Genomic DNA, 20,127 nt, shown 5'->3' on the forward strand with positions numbered 1-20,127 from the left:
GGCGTGCCGCTTTCCATTTGAAGTTGCCGCGCAGCGTGTTTATTGCGTCCGTATGTGCGCCTATGTTTTTTTTTTTCAAGCAGAAGACGGCATACGAGGTTCATGAGCGTCTCGTGGGCTCGGAGATGTGTATAAGAGCCAGCCCAGCGTGAGGGCGGCCGCCGCGCCTGCGGCCCAGGCCATGGCGATCCGCAGGTCCGCCGAGACGGCACCCAGCCCCGACGCCAGCACCTGCGCCACACCCGCCGTCATCGTCGCGGCCGGCGCCGGGAAGCGCTCCGACCCCAGCACGGAGGGCTCCGGCACCAGCAGGTAGAACAGCGGCACCACCACCAGCGCCCCCACGACGCACCCCAACAGCTGCGCCAGGAACACGCGGCGAGGATCCGCGCCCAGCAGGTGTCCCGCCTTCTGGTCCGTGAGCAGGTCCGCGGAGGAGGACGCCGCGTTGACCGTGATGCCCGCCGTCGCCAGGTTCGCGCGCACATCCCCGGGCAGCAGCACGCCATACGTCAGCTGCGTCACCTGCCCCAGCGCGCCCACGGGGCTCATGTCCGTCTCCCCCGTGACACGACAGGAGATGAGACACAGCACGAACGACAGCGCCACCGCGAGCAGCGCGTGCGGCACCGGCACGTCGAAGCCCACCCGCGCCAACGCCACCGTCGCGGGCGTCAGCACCAGCATCCCCGCCACCCACCACCGCCCGGGCACCTGGAGCGCTTCAATGGGATGCGGTGCCTGACGCTGCCCGCGCAGCCCCCGCAGCGCCCGGCCCCACACGCGGGCCTGGAGCGCGAACTGCAACAGCGACGCGGTGGTGAGCGCCGCCGCGCCCGGCCACAGCGCCCACGCGAGGAAGTCCCCATCCGGAGCCACCACGCCCGCCGCCATCAACCGGGGCGCGACAACGCCATGGACGAAGAGTGCCCCCAGCCACATGGACGCGGTGACGCGCACGCCCAGGAGCGCGCCTCCGCCCACCGGCATCAACCCCGTCTCCAGCGCGAACCCCAACCGCTCCAGCGATACGCCCCCCAGCATCCCGGGAAACGCATACGCATAGGGCAAGCGCCCGAAGCCATCGCGCGCGAGCGTCAACACGCCCGCGATCAGCCCACCCACGCCCAGCATGCGCAGCCGCGGCCCCGCAGCCTCCCCTCCCGAGTGCAGCGCGCGAGCCGTCGCCGCCGCGGCCGTCCCGGACGCGAACGGAAGCTGCTCCCGGTCCACCAACTGCCGCTTGAGCGGCACCGCGAACAGGACGCCCAGCGCGGACAACAGGAACGTCCACGCCAGCAGCGTCACCCCAGGCAGGTGGTGCCCCGTCGTCAACAACCACGCCCCCTGCACTGACACGAGCGCGCCGCCCGTCGCATACCCCGCCGACGACGCCACCGTCTGCGCGCATCCCAGCTCAAGCAGGGACAACGGGCTCCCTGCGACGCGGGGGCTCAAGCGCCGGAGCGCCCCATGCGACGCGGACGCGAGCAGCGCGGCGGTGACAGCCACGCCGAACGCCACGCCCGTCTTCAGACCCGCGTAGAGGTTGGTGGCGCAGGTGAGCACGCCCAGCCCCGCGCCCAGGAGCACCGCGCGCAGGGTGAACTGGGGCAGCCGGTCGCCCTGGTACACGTGGGTGAGCCAGTAGGTGTCCACCTCCGCCTGCGTCGTGCCGGGGATGCGCAGCAGCGTCAGCGAGGCGTCGGTGGGCGTGTCCCCGGCGGGGACGGCGCGGGGAGCGGGGGCCGGCATGGGCCGTCCATCCTCTCCGTTCGTCCCCTCCCGCGCTACAACCCTGCTCCGTTGTGACCCGGGATGTCTCAAACCCTGTCGTCCCCGCCCGCCCAATCACAGGCACGCAGATGTCACAGACCTCAACCAGATTTAATGGGACATCAGGAAGTGCCGGATGCATACTCAATGTGAACCGAACAAACACTCATGGTGAGAAGGCGTCCGGTTCGCGGAGTTCCCCGATGCTCCACGTCACCCCCAGCTGGAAGCGCCTCGCCCTGTCGGCGATGGTGTTCTCGACTCCCCTCATGGCCGGCTGCACGGCCGAGCCCACGCGCGAAGCGCCGTCGGCCGCCGTGCGCCAGGACCGGGCCCACGACTCGCTGAAGATGTCGAAGCTGTACGCGCAGTGGAAGCAGCAGCACGCGAATGGCACCCAGATGCCGCTCGACCTGGGCGACGCGGACCAATACGCCTTCCTGATGAAGCGCCTGGAGGCGGCGGGCAACACCCCGGCCAACTCCCCGCGCCTGTTCTCCAGCCTGTCGCTGCAGCGCGAGCGCGTGCTGGCCCAGAAGGCCTCCGGCGATGTGAAGGCGCAGACCACGACCGCCGAGTGGTGCGGCCACCTGCTGCCGCTGGAGGAGATTGCTCACGGCAACGGTGAGACGACGTTCCAGGGCTCGGGCTACCTCACCTGCGCGGGCGGGGCGGACTACTCCTACGTGGACTTCAACGCGTACTCCACGACGCCGGAGCGCCAGGACTTCCAGTTGCTGGCCACGACGGCCACGGAGGACTACCTGGCCAAGACGCTGGAGACGGATCCGCTGAACGTGGTGCTGGACGCGGGTCCGGACCGGGTCCTGTATTACGACTCGGTGGGCATGGCCTATGACGAGGCCAGCGGCCGGATGGAGACCTTCTACTCCACCGCGGACACCACGGTGCTGCTGCTGCCGCCGGGCCTGAACTTCGACCACCCCCGCGAGCTCATCGGCACGGGCCTGCCGGGCAACGCCATCCGCACCTGCCTGGAGCGCGGCTCGGCGACGGGCGCGCTGGACTGCGACTACACCCTGGCGAAGAAGGACGCGGCCGGCAACATCACCGCCTTCGCGGGCGGCTACACGGGCGTGGCGGCGGTGAATGCCCAGCAGTCCGTGACCGCGAAGAAGTGGCTGCCGGACACGACGGCCTACTGGCCCACGCCGGGCGCGTTCAACGCGGCCAAGCTGTACCTGGCGGCGCGAGGCACCTACGTGACGGGCCTGCCGGCCAACTGCACCGTGACGACGGTGAAGAGCGAGGTGAACATCGTCCTCCTGAGCGCGGGCGGCCGCTGCAAGGTGAACAACGTCGCCGCGACCACGCCGGGCTCGGTGGTGCTCACGGGCAGCCTGCCGCTGGGCACGGGCCTGGACGCGTCCAGCATTCCCTTCAACGGGCTGATGGACCTGGGCACGGACTGCCTGGCCCACGAGCAGGACGTGGCGATGCAGGCCTTCACCACGGTGAACGCGACGTGCCCCCGCTCCGGTGGCGGCTTCAGCCCGGTGACGCGCGTGGGCTTCCGCCGGCTGGCGGTGCTGGACTTCAAGAACAGCTGCCTCGCGGCGGGCACGCGCGTGCTGCGCGCGGACGGCAAGTCCGTCCCCGTGGAGTCCGTGAAGGTCGGTGACCGCGTGCTGTCGAACGCGGACGGCCGCGCCCTCACCGTCACCACCGTGACGAAGGGCACCGAGTCCCAGCCGATGGTCCGTCTGAAGGCGGGCAAGGGCCAGGACGTGCTCGTCACCAACACCCACCCCATGGTCAGCCGTACCCGCGGCGTCGTGACGGCGGGCGAGCTCGCGGTGGGCGACGTGCTGCTGACGAAGAACGGCGAGGCGACGCTGGCCTCCGTGGAGCGCGTGCCCTTCAAGGGACAGGTCTACAACCTGACCCTGGGCACGGACACGGAGCTGCTGGACGTGGGCGCGAAGGAGCACACGCTCATCGCCAACGGCTTCCTGGTGGGTGACGCGCGCATGCAGACGGACCTGGCGCGTGAGAAGCACCCGCCCGTCTCCTCGGACGTGCTGGCCGTGCTGCCCGCCGCGTGGCACGCGGACTACCTGAACAGCCGCCGCTAAGCGGCGTCAGGCCTCGCGCGAACGCAGCAGGTAGAAGACGTAGCCATAGCTGTCCCCGTGGCGGCGGTACAGGTTCACTTCCTGTTCCGCCGCCGCGATGACCTCGCGCAACGCTGCGTCCGCGGTGGGTCGCAGCCGGTCGATGCGCTGGAGGAGCGGCGTGTAGTAGTCGTCCCACCACGCGGACGCGGGCAGCGTGAAGGTGTCCAGCACCGTGAAGCCCGCGGCCTCCGCGCTGGCGCGGTTCTGGGCGATGGTGCCCATGGACGGGTACCCAGCGGACCAGAAGCGCACCGCCTCCGGAGGACGGACGTCGGTGAGCCAGGTGCACTCGGTGACGGCCACCTGTCCACCGGGCGCGAGCAACGGCCGCCACTGGCGCAGGCCCTGCTCGAAGCCCATCAGGTAGATGGCGCCCTCGGACCAGAGCAGGTCGACGGAAGCAGGAGGCAGCGACAGCGCGCTCATGTCCTCCTGGCGCGTGACGATGGCGTCCGCCAGCCCCTGCTCGCGGGCCTCGCGCTCCAGCCGGTCAAGATAGGGCCGGTGCAGGTCCACGGCGGTGACGCGCGTGCCCAGCTCCCGCGCGAGCACCAGCGACTGCCGTCCGGTGCCCGCGCCCAGGTCCAGCACGCGCGGCGAGGGCGGCAGCGGGGACAGGCGCCGCAGCGCTTCCCGGGTGCAGGCGTCACTGCCGGGCCCCAGGCGGGGCAGCTCGTTGTAGAGGGTGAAGAAGGCGTTGACCGTCTGGCGCAGCTCACCGGAGCTGCGCTTCACGTTGCCCTGGAGCAGCGGGACGCGCTTCCAGTGCTCCTCGATGCGCTGCTTGAACAACTCCGGCATGGGCAGGTCCGCGCGCAGCGTGGTCCACGTGTCGAGCGCGACCTCCACGGCCCCCTTCACCACCGGGAGGACATCGTCGTCGCTCAGGCCCAGCTTGCGCGCCAGCCGCTCGAAGCTCTGGAGCGACACGTCCTCGAAGCGCTTGGACTTCGCCAGGTTCAGCGCGAGCTGGTCCTGCGGCATGTACTGGATGGTGGAGACGAAGTCGTACGCGGGCGACAGCGTGGGGCGCGTGCCGTCCGGGTAGTAGAGGGACCAGTTCTTGTGGTGCGCGTCGCCGTTGCCGCACGCGATGATGAACACCAGCCGCCGCAGGAACTCCTGGAGCGCGTCCAGGCCCGCGACCTTGAGCAGCACGTTGGCGATGGTCTCGTAGTTGTACTTCTTGTACTTCTCGTCGGAGTACAGCCCCAGCACCTGCGCCAGGTCCTCCATGTGCACGCGGCGGCCGGGGGACGGCCGGTCGAAGCGGCGGATGGCGTACGCCAGGTCCTCGCGCAGGGTGATGCCCTCCGGGAGGCCGTGCAGGTCGGCGACCGGGAGCAGTTGGAGCTCCGGCACGTCGATGCCGGTGGCCCGCGCCCAGGTCATCACGGACAGCTCGTTCTCCGGGACGCGGTCGTAGCGATTGTCCGGGAGCTTGACGATCCAGTCTCCGCCCAGGCCGCCCATGGGCAGCGTCATGCCCCGGTCGCGCCGGAGCATGGAGAACTTGAGCTGCACCCCCGCGAGCGAGAAGCGCAGCGGCTCACCGTCCGACACGGGTTCGGCCGGGACGTCCACGAGCGGCGCGTCGTGGCCGGCGAGCTCGCCCGCCGGGCGGATGATGACGGCGCCGGAGAGGTCCGCGCCCAGGTGGGCGATGAAGAAGAACTCGCGCTGCCGGGCGATGTGCTGGCGTTCGGAGATGAGGTCGCGCAGCGGGCCTTCGGGCAGGAGGTTGGAGAAGAACGGTGGCAGCCGCATGCGGCTGGTGTGGCGGCGCGACAGGTCGTCCTCGAAGAACTGGCCCAGGACGGGGCGCGGGTAGCGCTGGCGGTAGTCCTCGGAGAGGCTGAACTCGATGCGCTCGTCCGCGAGCAGCGTGAGCGTGCCGACGTGCACGTCTCCAATGAGGACATCGAGGATGCCCGTGGTGGACACAGGGAGCGTGGGGTCCATGTCAGTCCTCATCGTCGTCGATGATCATCGACTGGAGCGAAGGCCGGTCTGAGTCGTCCCAGCGCGTGCGGGCCTCCATGAACTGGCGCAGGACGGGCTCCAGGACCATCTGACGCAGGTGGAGGAACGCACCGTCATTGCGCCGCAAGGACTCCATGGCCTGCGGGCTGAGCCCATGGCTGTGGAGGATGTCCTCGCTGGGAGGCGGCTGCGCTTCGAGCATCTGGGAGAGGGCGTGTCCCGGCACCGGAGGATGGAAGAGGAAGTTGAAGGTCCCTTCCATCAGGCGCCGGACCGTCCTCCGGTCGAAGACCCGCTGCGTGGTCCACCGCGGGTCACCCGCGGGAAGGATGGGCTGGAAGCCCTCGCCCTGCTGCTCCAACAGCTCCCCGGGCTCCAGCACCGCGCCCGTCAGCAGGTGGCGCGGCTGGAGGGACAGCATCGCGATGCGCAGGACCAGCGGCGGCCGCGCGATGGAGTGGGGAATGACAGGCATGCCCGTCTCCATCCACCAACGGATGAGCGGCGGCGGCACCTGCGCCAGCAGCGTCTGAAGGGAGCGCTCCTCGTCGGAGCGGATGGCCGCGAAGACCTGGAGAGCCTCCGGGGGCTTCAGCTCCCAGCCACCAAAGACGATGTGGCGCCAGATCCAACGCGACAACAGCTCCCGCGAACGCGGTGTCGGCTCCGGGTGCAGTTGGAAGAACCGCGTCAGCAACACCAGTGAGTTCTCGGGCGCGGGCAGCAGCTTGAGATGCGGGATGAACGCATCGCGCTTGAGGAACACGATGGCGTCCCGGAGCGCCCGGTCCGTTCGGCGGACGGTCTCCGTGAGTTCGTCGTCCTGGTTGAGCTGTTCCTGGTAGCCCCGCGTGAAGTCCAGGCCGCGCACGGCCAGCACGGCGCGCAGCAGCAGTGACTCCGGGATGCTCCCGAAGCCCAGCTCCCGCAGCCCTTCGGTCACCGACTCCAGGCTGAGCGAGCGCGAGCCCACGTACAGCGCGTTGAACACCTCTTCATCCGTGAGCGGACGGCCCGCGGTGTTGAGGCGCTTGAAGATGATCCGGAGGACCTTCTCGTCCGCCGTGTCCACGACGTAGGCGGGCACCTGGTACTCACGGATGGCCTTGCCCAGGCGGATGGCGGCGCGCAGGTGCTCCGGGTGCGCTTCCCGGTCCGGATAGCGATTGAGCCAATGGAGCAGCGACTCGCTGTCCAGCACCTCGTTCATCGGCAGCCAGTGCGGCGGCGGAGCCCCTGTCTCCGGGGGTGCATGCAGCTCCCCCGTCTCCAGGTCGAAGTAGAGGTGGAAGTCGTCGCGTCCGGCCTCGTCGCCATACGCCGGATGCAGCAGCACGCCCGCGAGCGCCGTCACGCGCTGCTGTCCGTCCACGGCCCACAGGCCCTGGCTGGTGGAGGGTGCGTCGATGCGCACGGGTCCGAAGCTGACATTGGCGGCGGGGGCTTCCCGGCGCCAGAACAACAGGGTCCCGATGGGATAGCCCCGGTACACGCTGTCCAGCAGGTCGCGCACATCCTCCGCGGTCCACCGCAGGGGGCGCTGGAAGTCGGGGATGCGCACCTCGCCGCGCCGCACGCGGTCCAGCAGGTCCTCGATGCTGAACGACTTCGTCTCCGGGCGCCGCGTCAGGGGAGCGGGCATCGCGATCCTCCTCCCCCGGGTCTGTAACCCGAAGCTTTAGAACCCGCCACCTACACCGTGGAGCCACGTCGCTTCGGCAGCAGCACCACCAGCCCCAGCGCCACCAGCCCCGTCACGGTGGACAGGACACGGCCGCCCTGCCCCACCGCGTTGATGTCCAGTTGCAGGTCCAGCAAGGCGTTCGCCAGGTTCCAGCCCCAGTGCAGCCCCACGGCGCCCCACAGAGAGCCCGTGCGGGCCACGGCCGCCGCGTACGCGAGCCCCGTGCAGAACAACATCAGCCACTCCAGCGGACCATTCCCCAACCGGTACACGTGCGTGAGCACGAACACGCCCGCGGACAGGGCTACGTAGCCCACGCCCTGCCCCGCCACCGGCCACGCGCGGTACCAGAAGCCGCGCGCCACGATGTCCTCCGCCACCGACGGCACGAACGTGGACACCCCCACGCCCAGCACCGCCACCAGCAGCGCCGTGCCCATCAACGGCTTCTCCAGGGGCTGCACGCGCATCACGCCCACCGCCACACCCACCAGCACGGACAGCGGCTTGAGCACCAGCATCACCGCCAACGCCCGCGCGAGCGCGGAGCCACGCCACTCCAACGCATACGCGTGAAAGCCATTGCGGTAGCTCAGCCACCGCCCCACGCCCCAGGCCACCGCGTGGAAGAGCAGCATCAGCGCCGCCGTCACCGCGAAGCTGCCCAGCACCCGGCCGCCAATCCCCTCCGGCGCTTCGTAGCAGGCGTACAGCACGGCGAACGCGAGCGCGCAGCGCAGCGCGACACCCGGGGGAGACGATGACTCAGAAGGTGAGGGGCTCATGAAGGAGGCCCCTCATAGCGCGGGAAACATCCCCACCGCACAGCCTCCTGCCGTGGTGACTGACGCCATCCTCCTGGTGACTGGAGTCACCGCCGGGACGCCCGCCATGGAGTCCCCACCCCTGGGAAATCCACGTGTTACGAGCGACCCCGGGTCGGCATGCCCGCTGCAATGAGGTCAGGGCACGTCGCAGCTCAGACCCAAGGTGATAACCATGATCGACCTCAAGGCCACGGCCCGCTCCTCCTCCCTGCTGCGCCCCACCACCGCGGAGTCCGCGCTCGTCAGCCCGAAGGCCCAGCTCTCCGCGGGGCCTGTCGCGGACGCCTCCCGGAGCATGCCGGCGCGGGGCTTCAGCCAGGTGGACTCGTTCGAGCCCGCGATCATCAACCGGCGGCAGCCGCGCGGGATGTCCGCGATGGAGGGTATGTCAGACATGCTCAGCGCCCCGGCCGCCTTCGCCCCGCGGGGACTCCCCCCGGAGCTCCAGAACCTGGCGCCGGCTCCGGCCGCGACCCAGGCACCGGCTCCTGCTCCGCAGCAGGCCTCCAACGGCGTCCCCAGCGCCAATGACAAGCGCCCGGCCGGGGACAACCGCTCCGCCGCGCAGATTGTCGACGACACGCCCGCGCTGAAGAACCTGGGCCGCCAGAAGGACATCAAGTTCGACCAGCTGTGCAAGCAGACGGGTGTCGACCCCAAGCTGGACCTGAAGGATCCGAAGCAGAACGCCGACGGCGTCTACCGGCTGGCCAAGGTGCTGGAGTTCATCGACAGCGCCAAGGCCTCCACGGGCGGGGACCGGGATAGCAAGGTCCAGGGCGGCGTGGGCGACGGCAACATCGAAGGCATCACCAAGGATGGTGACGCGCGCCACGGCACGGAGGCCGGCATGGTCAAGGACTTCGCCGAGAAGGGCTACTCCTTCCTGGGCGAGCACCAGCTGCCGACCACGAAGGACACCCACGTCAAGGCGGACGGCAGCAACAAGGACAACTTCCAGTGGGCCGCGGGCGAGGCCGGCAAGGCCCTCTGGTTCCTGCCGGGAGTCAGCAACGTCCTGACGGGCGTGGGCAACTCGGAGGGCGGCTTCAAGGGCGTCCTCGAGGGCGCCGCGAAGGGCTACGTCAACACCCTGAAGGGCGCCGCGGAGGGCGTCATCGGCTCCATCACCAAGGGCCGCGCCAACCCGGCCGGGATGATCTTCGGAGGCGTCATGGGCGCGCTGGGCAGCACCGAGGCCGCCCCGCAGCCGGTGAAGGACATCGCCAACATGTTCTAGGGCAGAGGCTCCGTCCGGTGCTTGCGCGCGGGGTTCTCCAACCCCACGCGGAACCACCGGTAGCCGTAGCCTTCCAGGGTGAGCCCGTGGCGCTGTCCGTCCACGGGCTCGGAGTGGTCCTCGCTGAGCACGTTGAACAGCGTGCACGGCTCCTCGCCGCCCGGATCCAGCTTCACCGTGCAGGGCCGGGCGGACAGGTTGTGCAGCACCACCATCGCGTTGCCCTTCCACTCGTACCGGATGGCCAGCACGCCCTTGTTGCCCGTGCGCAGCACCTTCCACGCGCCCCACCCCAGCTCCGGACACTCCTTGCGCGCGCGGATGATGCGCTCGGTCCAGTTGAGCTGCGAGGCCGGGTCGCGGCGTTGCTGCGCCACGTTCACCTGCCGGAAGCCGAACGGCCCCTCCGACACCAGGGGTTTCACCGGCGCCTCCGCCAACGTGAAGCCGCCGTGCGGCTCAGGGCTCCACTGCATGGGCGTGCGCACCGACTGCCGCTCCACGAGTGACAGGTTCTCCCCCATGCCCAGCTCGTCGCCGTACCAGAGCACTGGAGTCCCCGGCAGTGAGAACATCAAACTGTAGGCCACTTCGATGCGGCGGCGGTCCCCGTCCAGCATCGATGCGAACCGGCGGCGCAGGCCCCGGTCATACAGCTGCATGCCCTTGTCCGGCCCCAGCGCCTCGAAGACCGCCAGCCGGTCCTCGTCCGACAGGCGCCCCAGGTCCAGCTCGTCGTGGTTGCGCAGGAAGTTCGCCCACTGCGCCGTGTGCGGCAGTTTGGGAGCTGACTTCAGGGCCTGCACCAGCGGCGTCACGTCCCCTCGCGTGAGCGACAGGTAGAAGTTCTGGTTCGCCAGGAAGTTGAACACCATCTGCATGCGGTCGTTGTCGCCAAAGAACTCCACCACCTCGTTCATGGTGACGTTGGCTTCCGCGAGCAGGATGGCGTCGCCTTTGCGCCATGAGAGGAACTCGCGCATCTCCTCCAGCAGCTTGTAGGGGTTCTTCACGTCCGGGTTCTTCACGCCCTTCAGCTCGACGAGGAAGGGCACCGCGTCCACCCGGAAGCCAGACACGCCCAACTCCAGCCAGTACCCCATCACCTTGAGGATCTGCTCGCGCACCTCCGGGTTCGCCACGTTGAGGTCGGGCTGGAAGTCGAAGAAGCGGTGGAAGTACCAGAGGCGTGCCTCCTTGTCGTACGTCCACGTGGAGGGCTGCACGCCCGGGAAGACCATGCCCTTGTTGGCGTCCTTGGGCCGCTTCTTCGACCAGACGTAGTAGTCGCGGTAGCGGCTGTCCGGGTCCTTGCGCGCGGCCTGGAACCACGGGTGTTGATCCGACGTGTGGTTCACCACCAGGTCGATGATGACGCGGATGCCGTGCAGCTTCGCCTCGTGGGTGAAGGCCACGAAGTCGCCCAGGTCCCCCAGGCGCGGATCCACGCCGTAGTAGTCGCTGATGTCGTAGCCGTTGTCGCGGTTGGGCGTGGGCTGGAAGGGCAACAGCCACAGGCACGTGATGCCCAGGCCCGCCAGGTAGTCCAGCTTGCGGCGCAGGCCCGTGAAGTCCCCCACGCCGTCGCCGTTGCCGTCCATGAACGTCTCGACGTCGAGGCAGTAGACGACCGCGTTCTTGTACCAGAGGTCTTCAATCATGCCGTTCCCTTTAGCCCTCCGCTCCCAGGTGGCATCCGGCGACTCCCGCGCGCCGTGAGGAACCCCACACCCGGGGGTCGGCAGGCTTCGTTCAGCCAACACTCGCGCTGAAGCCGCTGGGTATGCTCGGGCGCATGCCCACCGAAGTGCTGTCCCGTCAGGCCCTCAACCGCGCCACGCTCGCGCGCCAGTTGCTGCTCACGCGCGAGAAGATGACCGTGCCGCGCGCCATCGAGCACCTGGTGGGGCTCCAGGCCCAGCTCGCGCGTCCGCCGTACCTGGCCCTCTGGTCGCGCCTCCAGGGCTTCCAGCGCGACGCCCTCACGAAGCTGGCGCTCAAGCGTGAGCTGGCGCGCGGCACGATGATGCGCGGCACGCTGCACCTGATGACCGCGAAGGACTACCTGCGCTACCGCGGACTGTTTCAACCCCTGCTCAACACGGCCATGCGCTCCGTGCTGAAGGAGCGCGCCGCCGCGCTGGACCTGCCCGCGCTGCTGGCCACCGCGAAGCCCTTCCTCCAGGAGAAGCCCCGCACCTTCGAGGAGGTGCGCGCTCACCTGATGAAACACCATGTGGACGGCGATGAGCGGGCCATGGGTTCCGCCACGCGGATGGGATTGCCGCTCGTCCAGGTGCCCGAGGAGGGGCTGGAGTGGGGCTGGCCCGGCAACTCCGGCTTCACGCTGGCGGAGTCGTGGCTGGGCGAGAAGCTCTCCACGGATGACGACGCGTCACCGCTGGTCTTGCGCTACCTGGCCGCCTTCGGTCCCGCCACCGTGGCGGACATGCAGAGCTGGTCTGGCATCAAGCCGCTGAAGGACGCCTTCGAGAAAGTGCGCGGCAAGCTGGTGGAGTTCCGCGACGAGAAGAAACGCGTCCTCCTTGATTTGCCCAAGGCCCCGCGCCCGCCCGAAGAGACACCCGCGCCGGTGCGCTTCCTTCCGGACTTCGACAACCTCATCCTCTCCCATGCGGACCGGACCCGCGTGGTGCCGGAGGAGCACCGCGCGCTGTTGTCCACGAAGAACCTGCGCGTGCTGAACGTGTTCCTGGTGGACGGGCGCACCGCTGGCGTCTGGACCACCGAGCGTGCGAAGGGCACCGCGACGTTGGTCTGCAATGCCTTCGATGCGCTGAAGAAGCCCGTCCGCGGCGCGCTGGTGCAGGAGGGAGAGGACCTCCTGCGCTTCAGCGACCCGGACGCCGCGAAGGTGGCGGTGCGGTTCGCAACCTGATAGCCGCGCCAACTGCGAACCCATCCCTGTAAATCACCGTGATGGCATTGAGCGCGGCCGCACTCGGGCCTGCGGATTTGACTTCCGGGGGACTCCCCATTTCCTTTGCTGCCGCAACAGGAGTCTATATACACATCAATCACCACCCCTCTGCGCCACGGCCCGAGACATGGCCATGGCGGCGCAAAGGCTGGCGTCAGACAGCAACGGTTCAATCAATCCAAGGTGCCTTCATGACAACGGACTTGCAGGTCAAGAAGTTCAACTACGTGTTCAAGTGGTTCGACCAGAATGGCGATGGATGGATCACCCAGGACGACATCGAAAAAATGTCCAAGCTGTTCACCGCCCTGGCGGATGAGACTGATCAGAAGAACAAGAGTGCGATGCACAAGGGTTTCATGAACTGGTGGAACCTCCTCCTTGAGGGCCGTGAGGACAAGGCGAGCGAGAAGATCGGGAATCCAGAGTTCATCCGCATCATGGATGCCGTCGTGATCGCCCCGAAGAACTTCGAGATTGCCGTGGGCAATATCGTCGATGGGTTGCTGGGCGCTCTTGACCGGGACGGCAGCGGCAGCCTCTCGCTGAAAGAGTACGTGGGGATGTACGACGCGCTTGGAATTCCTCCGACCACCTCCACCGAGTCCTTCAGTCGGCTCGACCGGGACGGCGACGGCGAGATCAGCCGGGCGGAGTTCCATCAGGCCCTCTTTGAGTACTACCTGAGCGCGGACCCGAGCGCTCCCGGCAACTGGCTGCTGGGGCCCATGGATGTACTCAAATAAAGTGCGGAGCCCGGTTTCAACTGCCTGACCTCCCATGCCGGCTACCCGTGACCGTGGGTAGCCGGATTTCTCTTGGGTGGAGTACGGCCGGCACACCGCGACGTCACGGGTTGTGCGAACGGGTCTCGGGAAACAGGACGAGTTGGGCGACGACCTGGCTATGAGATTGTCGCAGGACATCTTCATCGGCTTGCGAGTAGCTGCCGCCGGCACAAGGCCAGCAAGCTCGACGGTTTGGCAGGTGCTGCGAGGGTCAACGATGGGCGCCGCTGGCCACGCACGCAGCTTCTTCGAGAGCCCGTTCGAGGAGTCTTCCCGATGAAGAAGGTCATCTTCGCCTGTGTACACAACGCTGGCCGATCCCAGATGGCGGCTGCGTTCTTCAACGCCATGGCAGACCCGACGCGAGCGCACGCCATTTCCGCCGGTACGCAGCCGGGTGCCCGTGTGCATCCCGAAGTTCAGACCGTCATGGCCGAAGTGGGCATCAACCTGTCGGAGGCCAAGCCCCAGCTGCTCACGGATGAACTCGCCCGAGATGCACAGTGGCTCATCACCATGGGATGCGGGGATGCGTGCCCCGTCGTGCCTGGCTTGAAGCGGAGCGATTGGCCCCTGGAGGACCCCAAGGGTCAATCCCTGGAGCGCGTGCGTGAGATCCGGGACGAAGTGCGCTCTCGAGTGGTGGACCTTCTGTCCCGAGAGGAGTGGCGTCGATGACCCTCGCGATACGCGCTGCCCGCCCCGGTGACCTGGTTGCAATCCAGGCCCTTCTTTCTTCGACGGGACTGCCCCTCCAGGGTGTGACGGAGCATCTTCCGCACTTCCATGTCGCTGAGCAGACCGGAATGTTGCTCGCTGTCGCCGGGCTGGAGGTCTACGCAACGAGCGGCTTGCTGCGTTCCGTTGCGGTCGCGGAGGAGGTGAAGGGGCGGGGTGTAGGTTCCGACCTGGTTCGGCGCGTCCTTGCGAAGGCCGATGAGGACCGGCTCGCAACGCTGTACCTGCTGACCACGACGGCCGCGGACTACTTCCCTCGCTTCGGCTTCGTCCGCATCGACCGGGGCTCGCTCCCTCCCGAGTTGAACGCATCCGAAGAGCTCCGTGGGGCATGCCCGGCGAGTGCAATCGTGATGCGCCGCTCCGCGCTGAGCTTGCCCGGGGAGGCGCATCTCGCCTCCTGACATGCCCTCGGGGCATGCGCCGCCCGGTTTGACTGACTTGTCGGACCCGGCGGTTATGACCGGGCTCTGCACACCGCACCGGAGTGCAACCAGGAGGCTCGAGCGATGGGCAACCGCTGGTGGGCGGTGCTTTGGCCATGGTTCCTTCCCATGCGAGGGGAGGCCACGGCGTCGTCCAATCCGGGCCTGGCCGCGCACCTGCTGGCGGGCTGGGGAGGACGGCTGGGTGTTGGAGGTGCCTGGAGGTGGACTCGCGCTGAAGTCCTGCTGGGGTGTGTGGCCCTCCTCTTCACCGGCTGCGCCTCGTTGCCTCCCGGTCCCGGAAGGACACTGAGCTACACGTCCCGCACGGACATGGACGTCCCTGGTGCGCGAGCTTCGAGCGACGACGCGCCGCGCGCATCCGCCCCGGAACCGAGCGTCAAGCGGATTGAGAGAACGCCACGGCTGTACCGCCGCAAGGCCGTCCGCGAAGAGGCCACGGGGGCAAGCCCCGTTCGTGCGGTGGCGATGGCGGACGTCGCCCGCTCTGACGACGTGCAACCGGATTCCTGGGAGCAATTGCTGAGGAACGCGGGGCTGGAGGCGAGGGACGAACGCCCCCTGGGACGCGCGCTGACGCCCACGCAAGCGGCGCGACTGATGGGGGTGCTTCTGGGCAAGCCCGTCACGTTGAGCACCTTCCCGCCTCGCATGGCCGCGGGCTTCATCCTTGGCGAGGTGATGGAGGGAGGCGAAGTCACACGGAAGGAATTGTCGCGGCGGGTGGAGCGCCTCTCCCGGGAGCAGATCGCGGTGTTGAGACCCGACGGATATCTGGCGTGGGCTCTCACCGGACGCACTCAACAAAAGGTAGCACCTGTCGCTTGGAAGGACGGCGCCTTCCGCACGCATGGCTTCGAGCTGGGTCGCTTCTACAGCGGCAAGGGCGGTGTCTTCCGCGCCGTGGACGCACAGCTTCAGGCTTCGGACTGGCGGCCTCTGGCCGAAGTGTATGACGACGCGGACGTCATCAGCCGCACCCTGGATGGAGCCGAGGACGCCTTCGTGGAGCTGTACCACGCACTGGGCCAGGTGCTCACCCGTCCCGTGGATAGCATCGCGGGCCTGAGCCACCTGCCAGCGGGCGTGGCGGCGCTCATCGCTTCATCGCCCATGTACTGGGAGCGCTTCCAGTCCATGACCCGTGGCGAGCAGATCCGCGAAGTGTCACGGCTGACGACAGGGCTGCTCCTCACCGGGGGAGCTGCCTCGGCCACGACACGGACGCTGAAGGGGATGGCGGTCGGCGCGGAAGTCTCGGTGCCGGTGCTCTCACTGTCAGCGGAGGGTGCGCTGGTACTGGAGCGCGTCGCCGTTCCAGCAGGCCGCGCGGCGGCAACACTGAGCGGCGGTCCTGGTGCGGCCATCATCCTCCAGCGGGCAAACACCCCCGGCAACGGTCCGGCTCCGTCCAAGGGGCCCGGCCAGTGGGCGCCCGCCAACGAATCGATGTCTCCGCGTGCCCGGGGCTACCAGGAGCAGATCACCGGACACACGGCGGATGAGGCGTATTGGGTCGGCGGCACGAGTACGAAGGCCGGAGGCGTCAAGTTCGATGGGTTCAGGGATGACGTGCTCCTGGACGCCAAGGGGCCCGGCTACGCTGCGTTCTTCAATGAGGACCTCTCCCCCAAGAATTGGTTCACGCTCTCGGGCAAGGCCGAGGAACTCGCGACCCAGGGAGCGCGGCAGGTCGAAGCAGTCCATGGGATGGGGATTCGGATTGAATGGCACGTCGCCGAGAAGCATGCGGCAGACTCCATTCGGAAGTTGCTAGAGGGCAATAACGTTACGGAAATCATCGTCATCCCTACCCCGGTGCACCCGTTGAAGCCGTGAGAGATACACCACATGACGACCCTCGCTGATTCCAGGATCTATCCAGAGACCTACTACGCCGGTGCCTACTGGGGTCCGAGACGAGAGTCCCCTGAAGCGTGTGCCCAGCGTGCTGCGGCCTTTTTCAACCTGCTGGCCGCATGCGACCCCCTGCTGGCGCACTGGAACAAGATCCCCAAGCCGCGCGGAAAGGGACGCAAGACGCCTCTCATGCCTCCCGACCTGCCCACGCTGACGGAAGCGTTCCGGCGTGGCGTCAACCGCGAACCGGGCGGACCCGCCTTCGAGCAATTGGGGCTGAGGGTCAGCGCATACAACGACGGTCCTCCCAACGAGATGGTGATCGTAAATATGACCTGCGGGAGCTACTCGCAGCGCAAGTCCGCCAACGTCTGCGTCCTGTCTCTCCCATCCAAGGGGGAGAGCGCGGAGCGCCTCATCACGGCCTCGATGCTGACGAAAGTGACGCGCAGCATGGCGCTGGCCTGGGAACCCGATTGGGCAGTGGCCATGTCCGAGACGTATCGGGCGATGGACGGCAGGCAGGGCCAGGACGACCCGTGGCTTGGCTGGGTGACGTACCTCGCCCGTGACCGGGGCACCGTGCCACACCTGCCCGCCCCCGTGCGCATCGAGCCGGTGGAGGACAAGGGCACGCTGATCATCCTCACCCCCGAACGATTCACCGTGGCCAACCCCGAGCACATCGCACTGGCGCGACGGGTGCGCGAACTGCTGGCCCAGGCAGGGCTCATGCGAACAGCTGGAGCAAATCCTCCCGAGTGATGGCAGCGGCGCCCGAGGCTTCGCTGAGCGCGGCTTCGAACAGGGCGCGCTTCTTCTCCTGGAGGCCCAGGATCTTCTCCTCCACCGTGCCCTGCGACACCAGCCGGTAGACCATCACCGGCCGCTCCTGCCCGATGCGGTGCGCTCGGTCCGCTGCCTGCGCCTCCACCGCGGGGTTCCACCACGGGTCCATCAGGAACACGTGGTCCGCCGCCGTGAGGTTCAGGCCCGTGCCTCCGGCCTTCAACGACATGAGCAGCACCGGCGCGCCGTCCTGGCCCTGGAAGCGCGACGTCACCTCGCCTCGGTTCGCAGTCGCTCCGTCCAGCCGATCGAAGCCGATGCCCGCTCCCTTGAGCCCCGGCTCGATGAGGTCCAACAGCGACGTCCACTGGGAGAAGACCAGCGCCTTGTGGCCCTCCGACACCGCCGTCTCCAGCGCGTCCACCAGCGTCTGCACCTTGGAGGACGTCTTCGCGTGCTGCCCCGGCACCAGCGCGGAATGGCAGGCCGCCTGTCGCAGGCGGAGCAATGCCTCCAGCGCCTTGAGCACGCTGCCACCCTCGTTGAGCAGCGCCACCACCTCCGCGCGCGTCGCGGCCATCACCGCGTCGTAGACGGAGCGCTCGCGCTCATCCAACTGCACGTGCATCACGGAGTCGGTGCGCGGCGGCAACTCCGGCGCCACGTCCTTCTTGAGGCGGCGCAGGATGAACGGGCGGATGCGGCGACGCAGGCCTTCCGCCGCTCCGGGCTTGCCGTCCGCGATGGGCTGCGCCGTCTTCTCCTCGAACTGGCGGCGGCCTCCCAACAGACCCGGGTTGGTGAAGTGCATCAGGCTCCACAGTTCGTCCAGGCGGTTCTCCAGCGGCGTGCCGCTGAGCGCCAGCCGCAGGTTCGCCTTGAGCCCGAACGCCGCGCGCGACACCTGGCTCTCCGGGTTCTTGATGGCCTGGGCCTCGTCCAGCACCACCGCCTCCCACGTGGGCGCGCCCAGCACCGCCGCGTCCAGGCGCAACAGCGCGTACGTGGTGAGCGTGATGTCCGCCGCGGGGTCCAGCTTGCGGCCGGGGCCGTGGTACACGCAGACCTTCAACGACGGCCGGAAGCGCTGCAGCTCCGCCACCCAGTTGGGCAACACGCTCGTGGGGCACACCACCAGCGACTTGGGGCCCAGGATGCAGATGGTCTGGAGCGTCTTTCCCAGACCCATGTCGTCCGCGAGGATGCCGCCCAGCCCCGCGCCCTTCAGGAACGACAGCCAGCTCACGCCCTGCTGCTGATACGCGCGCAGCGTGGCGTTGAGCTCCGCGGGCAGCACCGGCGGAGGCAGCTTCTCGAAGCCCTCCACCAGCGGGGCCAGCTTGTCCAACCCCGGAGGAGGCGGCTGGTCCAATGACTCGCACAGCTGGGTCAGCTCCGGCAGCGCGTGGTTCGCGACGCGGCCGTCCTCCTGGCGCGCGGCCAGCAGATCCGCCACACGCTGCCCGTTCTTGTCCAGCCACGCGCGCGGCAGCGGCGCCCAGCCACCACCGTCCAACGGCACCAGCCCCAACCCCTCCGTCCACGCCCGCACCACCGCCGCCGCGTCCACCGTGCGCGCCCCGCCCTTGCCGCCCTCCACCTCGAACTCCAGCGTGAAGCGCACCTCCGGCACGCCCGCGCCGGACGCGCCGCCGTCCACGCGCAGGGACGGCTTGAGGCGCATGTCCGGGCTGACGATGCCCGCCGCGTCGCCGCCCAGGTCGCCCCGGAACTTCCGCAGCTTGTCCGCGAAGCGCATCATCTCCGGGCCCTGCACCGTCAGCCGGCGGCCAGGCACCAGGTTCAACTCGTCGCGCAGCTGGTGGAGCAGCTTCTGCTCCGCGGCCTCGTCGCGCAGCGGCACCGCGCCGCGCAGGTACACCATGCGCCCGTTGTCGATGCGCACCGTCGGCGGCGCGCCGTACACCAGCGTGGGCAACACCGACAGGCCCTGCGTGAGCTGGTTCAACTCCAGGAGGATGCGCGGCTTCAGGTCGCGGTCCACCGACGGCAGGCGGCGGCTCCGCATGTCCACCGGCATGCGCCGCGCCAGCTCCGGGAGAATCTTCGCGGACAGCTCGCCCAGCTGCTCCGGCGAATACGTGCGCACGAGCGGCAGGTGCTGGAGCCACGCGCCCGTCATCGCCGTTTCGCCCAGGCGCACCAGGGACTCCGCCGTCAGCGCGACTCCGGGGCTCACCACCTCCGTGATGCGCGGATCCCTCGTGATGGTGATGACCCACTGCTGGCCCTTGTCCTCCACCTTCGCGCGCGGGGGCAGCACCTCGCCGGACACCGCCACCGGCCGGCCGTCCAGCAGCACGTTGCGCGCGGGCTCCAGGGCCCGCAGCAGCGCGTCCAGCTTCTCCGCGAGCAGCGGCCCCCGGGTGCGCCGCTCCAACAGGCGCTCCATCACCAGGTCCACCTGCTCCACCTGCAACGTGACGCCGGCCTGGGGCTTCGCCAGGCGCCCCGTGAGGTCCTCCAGCGGCTCCTCCGTGCCGTCCGCATGCGCGAGGACCCGGTGCAGCTGCAGCCCTCCCTCCACTCGAGTGAAGCGGTACACCACTCGCGACCAGCGGTCCGACACCGCCTCCAGCGGCGCGTCCTGCTTCTCCGCCTTGTCCAGCGAGATGGCCGCCGCGACCACGTGCTCGCACGGGTCCACCGGGCTGGGGCAGTCGCACTCCCACGCCTCGTCGCCCGGGTAGAGGACGACGGTGAAGGCCACGGCCCGGCCCGCCACCTTCACGCGCAGCTCGATCTCCGAGGCCGAGCGCGACTGGAGCGCCACCGCGCCGTCACGCGCGAGGCTGACGCCCCTGGACCAGAGTCCCGGCTTGGCTTCTTTCCGGACGGCTTCGAGGAGCTGGGTGTTCTCGGACATGGCAGGCGGATTCCCTACGCCCCGCCACGC

General features: G+C 68.7%; 14 protein-coding genes. 8 read left to right on the top strand and 6 right to left on the bottom strand.

The genetic code is table 11. The features are described from left to right. Positions 1-75: 75 nt before the first annotated feature. Complete coding sequence (locus tag D7X99_RS10115) at positions 76-1,755, bottom strand: OPT family oligopeptide transporter (protein WP_233613258.1); 1,680 nt, start codon at positions 1,753-1,755, stop codon at positions 76-78. Between the two features lie 224 nt (positions 1,756-1,979). Here D7X99_RS10115 and D7X99_RS10120 point away from each other — a divergent pair, with 224 nt between their 5' ends. Further along, entirely contained in the window at positions 1,980-3,872 is a 1,893-nt protein-coding gene (locus D7X99_RS10120; RefSeq protein ID WP_158626969.1) for a Hint domain-containing protein, read from the top strand. Positions 3,873-3,878: 6 nt separating this feature from the next. Here D7X99_RS10120 and D7X99_RS43565 read toward each other — a convergent pair whose 3' ends face one another. From D7X99_RS43565 to D7X99_RS44420, 3 genes are read right to left on the bottom strand one after another with little or no spacing between them, the layout of a single operon-like run. Next, positions 3,879-5,876, bottom strand: coding sequence for a HipA domain-containing protein (locus D7X99_RS43565; RefSeq protein ID WP_233613259.1), 1,998 nt, complete (start codon positions 5,874-5,876; stop codon positions 3,879-3,881). 1 nt (position 5,877) lies between these two features. Next, positions 5,878-7,539 carry a DUF262 domain-containing protein gene (locus tag D7X99_RS10130; RefSeq protein WP_121777586.1) on the bottom strand — a complete coding sequence of 554 codons (1,662 nt, stop codon included), beginning with the start codon at positions 7,537-7,539 and terminating at the stop codon, positions 5,878-5,880. Between the two features lie 50 nt (positions 7,540-7,589). Beyond that, the gene (locus tag D7X99_RS44420; RefSeq protein WP_121777587.1) at positions 7,590-8,366 is read right to left on the bottom strand and encodes a CPBP family intramembrane glutamic endopeptidase; all 777 of its coding nucleotides are present in this window, start codon (positions 8,364-8,366) and stop codon (positions 7,590-7,592) included. Positions 8,367-8,580: 214 nt separating this feature from the next. Here D7X99_RS44420 and D7X99_RS10140 point away from each other — a divergent pair, with 214 nt between their 5' ends. After that, positions 8,581-9,648 carry a hypothetical protein gene (locus tag D7X99_RS10140; protein WP_121777588.1) on the top strand — a complete coding sequence of 356 codons (1,068 nt, stop codon included), beginning with the start codon at positions 8,581-8,583 and terminating at the stop codon, positions 9,646-9,648. Here D7X99_RS10140 and D7X99_RS10145 read toward each other — a convergent pair. Continuing rightward, the gene (locus D7X99_RS10145) at positions 9,645-11,309 is read right to left on the bottom strand and encodes an alpha-amylase family protein (RefSeq protein ID WP_121777589.1); all 1,665 of its coding nucleotides are present in this window, start codon (positions 11,307-11,309) and stop codon (positions 9,645-9,647) included. The genes D7X99_RS10140 and D7X99_RS10145 overlap by 4 nt on opposite strands. A 134-nt stretch (positions 11,310-11,443) precedes the next feature. On the opposite strand from D7X99_RS10145, the gene D7X99_RS10150 reads away from it, so the two are divergent. From D7X99_RS10150 to D7X99_RS43575, 6 genes are all read left to right on the top strand, one after another. Further along, complete coding sequence (locus tag D7X99_RS10150; protein ID WP_121777651.1) at positions 11,444-12,547, top strand: winged helix DNA-binding domain-containing protein; 1,104 nt, start codon at positions 11,444-11,446, stop codon at positions 12,545-12,547. 233 nt (positions 12,548-12,780) lie between these two features. Beyond that, positions 12,781-13,335 carry an EF-hand domain-containing protein gene (locus tag D7X99_RS10155; protein WP_233613260.1) on the top strand — a complete coding sequence of 185 codons (555 nt, stop codon included), beginning with the start codon at positions 12,781-12,783 and terminating at the stop codon, positions 13,333-13,335. A gap of 318 nt (positions 13,336-13,653) precedes the next feature. Beyond that, complete coding sequence (locus D7X99_RS10160) at positions 13,654-14,055, top strand: arsenate reductase ArsC (protein ID WP_121777591.1); 402 nt, start codon at positions 13,654-13,656, stop codon at positions 14,053-14,055. Continuing rightward, positions 14,052-14,519 (top strand): arsenic resistance N-acetyltransferase ArsN2, encoded by a 468-nt coding sequence (gene arsN2 / locus D7X99_RS10165; protein ID WP_121777592.1) that lies wholly within the window; start codon positions 14,052-14,054, stop codon positions 14,517-14,519. Before D7X99_RS10160 ends, arsN2 begins: the two co-directional genes overlap by 4 nt. A gap of 150 nt (positions 14,520-14,669) precedes the next feature. Beyond that, the gene (locus tag D7X99_RS10170; protein WP_121777652.1) at positions 14,670-16,400 is read left to right on the top strand and encodes a Tox-REase-5 domain-containing protein; all 1,731 of its coding nucleotides are present in this window, start codon (positions 14,670-14,672) and stop codon (positions 16,398-16,400) included. A 12-nt stretch (positions 16,401-16,412) separates the two neighbouring features. Next, positions 16,413-17,186 (top strand): immunity 52 family protein, encoded by a 774-nt coding sequence (locus D7X99_RS43575; protein ID WP_233613261.1) that lies wholly within the window; start codon positions 16,413-16,415, stop codon positions 17,184-17,186. Here the strand turns inward: D7X99_RS43575 and D7X99_RS10180 are convergent. Further along, positions 17,152-20,097 (bottom strand): DEAD/DEAH box helicase, encoded by a 2,946-nt coding sequence (locus D7X99_RS10180; RefSeq protein ID WP_121777593.1) that lies wholly within the window; start codon positions 20,095-20,097, stop codon positions 17,152-17,154. The genes D7X99_RS43575 and D7X99_RS10180 overlap by 35 nt on opposite strands. Between the last annotated feature and the right edge of the window lie 30 nt (positions 20,098-20,127).

The organism is Corallococcus sp. AB032C, assembly GCF_003668935.1.
In the GTDB taxonomy this organism is placed as follows: domain Bacteria; phylum Myxococcota; class Myxococcia; order Myxococcales; family Myxococcaceae; genus Corallococcus; species Corallococcus exiguus.

What these genes read in the sequence shown, in the direction of transcription:
- D7X99_RS10120 (WP_158626969.1), top strand. Translation starts at nt 1,980, where the DNA reads ATGCTCCACGTCACCCCCAGCTGGAAGCGCCTCGCCCTGTCGGCGATG.
- D7X99_RS10145 (WP_121777589.1), bottom strand. Translation starts at nt 11,309, where the DNA reads ATGATTGAAGACCTCTGGTACAAGAACGCGGTCGTCTACTGCCTCGAC.
- arsN2 (WP_121777592.1), top strand. Translation starts at nt 14,052, where the DNA reads ATGACCCTCGCGATACGCGCTGCCCGCCCCGGTGACCTGGTTGCAATC.
- D7X99_RS10160 (WP_121777591.1), top strand. Translation starts at nt 13,654, where the DNA reads ATGAAGAAGGTCATCTTCGCCTGTGTACACAACGCTGGCCGATCCCAG.
- D7X99_RS43575 (WP_233613261.1), top strand. Translation starts at nt 16,413, where the DNA reads ATGACGACCCTCGCTGATTCCAGGATCTATCCAGAGACCTACTACGCC.
- D7X99_RS10150 (WP_121777651.1), top strand. Translation starts at nt 11,444, where the DNA reads ATGCCCACCGAAGTGCTGTCCCGTCAGGCCCTCAACCGCGCCACGCTC.
- D7X99_RS10180 (WP_121777593.1), bottom strand. Translation starts at nt 20,097, where the DNA reads ATGTCCGAGAACACCCAGCTCCTCGAAGCCGTCCGGAAAGAAGCCAAG.
- D7X99_RS43565 (WP_233613259.1), bottom strand. Translation starts at nt 5,876, where the DNA reads ATGGACCCCACGCTCCCTGTGTCCACCACGGGCATCCTCGATGTCCTC.
- D7X99_RS10170 (WP_121777652.1), top strand. Translation starts at nt 14,670, where the DNA reads ATGCGAGGGGAGGCCACGGCGTCGTCCAATCCGGGCCTGGCCGCGCAC.
- D7X99_RS10140 (WP_121777588.1), top strand. Translation starts at nt 8,581, where the DNA reads ATGATCGACCTCAAGGCCACGGCCCGCTCCTCCTCCCTGCTGCGCCCC.
- D7X99_RS10155 (WP_233613260.1), top strand. Translation starts at nt 12,781, where the DNA reads ATGACAACGGACTTGCAGGTCAAGAAGTTCAACTACGTGTTCAAGTGG.
- D7X99_RS10130 (WP_121777586.1), bottom strand. Translation starts at nt 7,539, where the DNA reads ATGCCCGCTCCCCTGACGCGGCGCCCGGAGACGAAGTCGTTCAGCATC.
- D7X99_RS44420 (WP_121777587.1), bottom strand. Translation starts at nt 8,366, where the DNA reads ATGAGCCCCTCACCTTCTGAGTCATCGTCTCCCCCGGGTGTCGCGCTG.
- D7X99_RS10115 (WP_233613258.1), bottom strand. Translation starts at nt 1,755, where the DNA reads ATGCCGGCCCCCGCTCCCCGCGCCGTCCCCGCCGGGGACACGCCCACC.